This is a genomic window from Nocardioides pelophilus, from assembly GCF_014180685.1.
Lineage (GTDB): Bacteria > Actinomycetota > Actinomycetes > Propionibacteriales > Nocardioidaceae > Nocardioides > Nocardioides pelophilus.
The window spans coordinates 1-3,159 of record NZ_JACEHF010000259.1; the positions used below are offsets into that span (position 1 = coordinate 1).

General features: G+C 71.0%; 5 protein-coding genes. All 5 read left to right on the top strand.

Features of this window, described 5'->3' with window-relative positions; translation table 11 throughout:
- Window positions 1–445: purine nucleoside phosphorylase YfiH/LACC1 family protein (locus H0488_RS22525; RefSeq protein ID WP_183101433.1), on the top strand; the 445-nt coding region annotated here is incomplete at its 5' end.
- Complete coding sequence (locus H0488_RS22530; RefSeq protein WP_183101434.1) at window positions 442–1,170, top strand: YggS family pyridoxal phosphate-dependent enzyme; 729 nt, start codon at window positions 442–444, stop codon at window positions 1,168–1,170. The genes H0488_RS22525 and H0488_RS22530, both read left to right, overlap by 4 nt.
- 61 nt (window positions 1,171–1,231) lie before the next feature.
- Window positions 1,232–1,723, top strand: a complete 492-nt coding sequence (locus tag H0488_RS22535) for a cell division protein SepF (protein ID WP_183101435.1) — start codon at window positions 1,232–1,234, stop codon at window positions 1,721–1,723.
- 251 nt (window positions 1,724–1,974) lie between these two features.
- Window positions 1,975–2,268 (top strand): YggT family protein, encoded by a 294-nt coding sequence (locus tag H0488_RS22540; RefSeq protein WP_183101436.1) that lies wholly within the window; start codon window positions 1,975–1,977, stop codon window positions 2,266–2,268.
- 83 nt (window positions 2,269–2,351) lie between these two features.
- Window positions 2,352–3,104 carry a DivIVA domain-containing protein gene (locus tag H0488_RS22545; RefSeq protein ID WP_183101437.1) on the top strand — a complete coding sequence of 251 codons (753 nt, stop codon included), beginning with the start codon at window positions 2,352–2,354 and terminating at the stop codon, window positions 3,102–3,104.
- Window positions 3,105–3,159 lie beyond the last annotated feature (55 nt).

A 3,159-nucleotide genomic window follows, 5' to 3' on the forward strand; every position in this document is an offset into this window, starting at 1 on the left:
GATGGTGCGCGCGGCCGACTGCGTCCCGGTGCTCCTCGCCGACGCCGAGGTCGGCGTGATCGGCGCGGCCCACGCCGGGCGGCTCGGCGTGGTCCGCGGCGTGGTGCCGGCGACGGTGGCCCGGATGCGCGAGCTCGGTGCCGACCGGATCACCGCGTGGGTCGGTCCGCGGATCTGCGGCGGTTGCTACGAGGTGCCGCCCGCGATGCAGGAGGAGGTCGTCGCGATCGAGCCGGCGACGCGAGCGACGACCTCGTGGGGCACACCCGCGCTCGACCTCGGAGCCGGTGTGATCGCCCAGCTCGGCCGCGCCGGGGTCCGGGTCGAGGACGTGGGTCGCTGCACCCGGGAGTCCGCGGACCTCTACTCCTTCCGCCGCGACGCCCAGCAGGCCGGCCGGCTGGCGGCTGTGATCCGGCTCCGACCGGAAGCGTCGGGCCGATGACCCGCCACGACGAGATCGCCGCCGGGCTCGCCCGGGTCCGTGGACGGATCGCCGCCGCGTGCGCCGACGCCGGTCGAGACCCCGACGAGATCACCCTCGTCGTCATCACCAAGTACTTCCCCGCCTCCGACGTCCGGCTGCTCGTCGACCTCGGGGTCACCGACGTGGGCGAGAACCGGCACCAGGAGGCGGAGGCCAAGCACCGCGAGTGCGCCGACCTGCTCGGTGCCGGCGCCCCCGCGCTGCGCTGGCACTTCGTCGGCGGGCTGCAGAGCAACAAGGCAGCCGCGGTGGCGGCCTACGCCGACGTCGTGCACTCCGTCGACCGGGCCAAGCTCGTCGGCCGGCTCGACGCCGGCGCCCACGACCGTCCCGGCCCGGCGCCGACGTCGGTCGACGTGCTGCTGCAGGTCAGCCTCGACCCACCCGACTCGCCCGGTCGAGCCGGCGCGGACCCGACCGACCTGCCGGCTCTGGCCGCTCTCGTCGAGGCCGCCGGCAGCCTGCGGCTCCGCGGCCTGATGGCAGTCGCCCCGCTGGGGGAGGACCCCGTCGCGGCGTTCGCCCGGCTGTCCGACGTACGACGTGACTTCCTCGCCGACCACCCTTCCGCCGACTGGTTGTCGGCAGGGATGAGTGGCGACCTGGAAGCCGCGATCAGAGCCGGCGCGACACACGTGCGCGTCGGCACCGCGGTCCTCGGTTCGAGGCCCTCGGTCCAGTAATGTCCAGAACAAGACCAGTCGTCCCGTGTCGGGGCGCAGAGATCATCCGGAGGCGAACGCCATGAGCGGTGCGATGCGCAGGATCGGTGAGTACCTCGGCCTGCTCGAGGACACCGGCTACGACGAGTTCGACGGCGACGGTTACGACGCCCAGGAGACCGCTCCTGCACGCGAGACTCGTCCGGAGCGGGCACGCGTCCGCTCCGCCTCTGTCGCCGACATCAACGAGCGCCGGCGCCCGACGCCGGCACCCGCCGTCGACGTGGTGGCCGAGCTCTCGCGGATCACGACCCTGCACCCGCGCACCTACAACGAGGCGCGCGCAGTGGGGGAGCAGTACCGCGACGGCACGCCGGTCATCATGAACCTGTCCGAGATGGACGACGCCGACGCCAAGCGCCTGGTCGACTTCGCCGCCGGCCTGATCTTCGCGACCCGCGGCAGCATCGAGCGGGTGACCAGCAAGGTGTTCCTGCTGTCGCCGCCCAACGTCACCGTGGCCGCCGCCGACAAGGCCCGGATCGCCGAGGGCGGCTTCTTCAACCAGAGCTGAGTTGGATTGCGCGAGCGTGTCGCGGACGGTGCTTGCCGCGCGGCCCCTCGCTCCGCTCGGGCCACGGGCTGCGCCCCGTGCGGCTACGCCGCGCGCGACACGCTGCCGCGCCGCGGTCGACGCGGTCACGGGTTGCGGCTGCTTGGCGGCTTGCGGTGACGACTCGGGGTCGCTGGTTGGTCGGTCGATCGTCGTTAGGCGCGCTGCCCTAGGATCGCCGCAGTCCCCACCAGCCACGCTAGGAACTGTCGTTGTCACTCGCAGGTCAGATCATCGAGGGTGTCCTCTACACGTTCATCGGGCTGCTCTGGATCCGGTTCATCGTCGACTGGGTGCAGGTGTTCGCCAGGTCGTGGGAACCGCGCGGGATCCTGCTGGTCGTGCTCGAGATCGTCTACTCGATCACCGACCCGCCGATCAACGCCCTGAGACGGGTGATCAAACCGATCAGGATCGGCAACTTCGCGCTCGACCTGAGCTTCATCCTGGTCATGATCCTCGCCTACGTCGCGCTGATCGTGAACCGCTCGATCTTCCTGGCCTGAGTTCCCGACTCTTAGTTGTGGCTGCTCAGGCGCTATTGTTCGCGGGAAAGTAAGTCCCAGTTTCTCAAAAGATAGGTGAGGTCATGCCGCTGACGCCCGAGGACGTGAGCAACAAGCGCTTTACCCCCGTCCGGCTCCGCGAGGGCTACGACATGGGTGAGGTCGACCAGTTCCTCGACGAGGTGGAGGCCGAGCTCGCTCGCCTGACCGCCGAGAACGACGAACTTCGGGCCAAGCTTGCTGCTGCCCAGTCGGGCGCGCCGTCGTTCGAGCCCGCGCCGACCCAGCTCACCGCGGTGCCGGAGACGCCCGCGGTCCCGGAGACGCCGGCCCCTGTGGTCGCCGCGGCTCCCGCTGCCCCTGCGGCCGGCGGTGTCGAGACGATCCGCGTCGAGACCGTTCCCGAGGCCTCCAACGCCGCGGCCCGGCTGCTCGAGATCGCGACCCGCAACGCCGACGAGCTCGTCGAGGATGCCAAGAACGAGGCCGACCGGATCGTCGGCGAGGCCCGCACCAAGGCCGAGCGGCTCGACAACGAGTCGAAGGGCAAGGCGGACCGGATGGAGTCCGACGCGCGGACCCGGGCCGAGATGCTCGACGCCGAGACCGCGGAGCGCCGCAACCAGCTCTTCGCGGACCTCGAGAAGGAGCGCGACAAGCTCAGCGTCGAGGTCGAGAACCTGCGCTCGTTCGAGCGTGAGTACCGCTCCCGCCTCAAGAGCTACTTCACCCAGCAGCTCGAGGCGCTGCAGACCCCGGGCGACACGATGGCCCCGAGCGACGACTCCCCGGCGCCGAAGCGACTGCGGTCGATCCTCGGCGAGGAGGAGCGCTAACACCTGAGCCGACCGTGATGGTCGCTCGATGACGACGGCACCGGGCGGGCCCCAC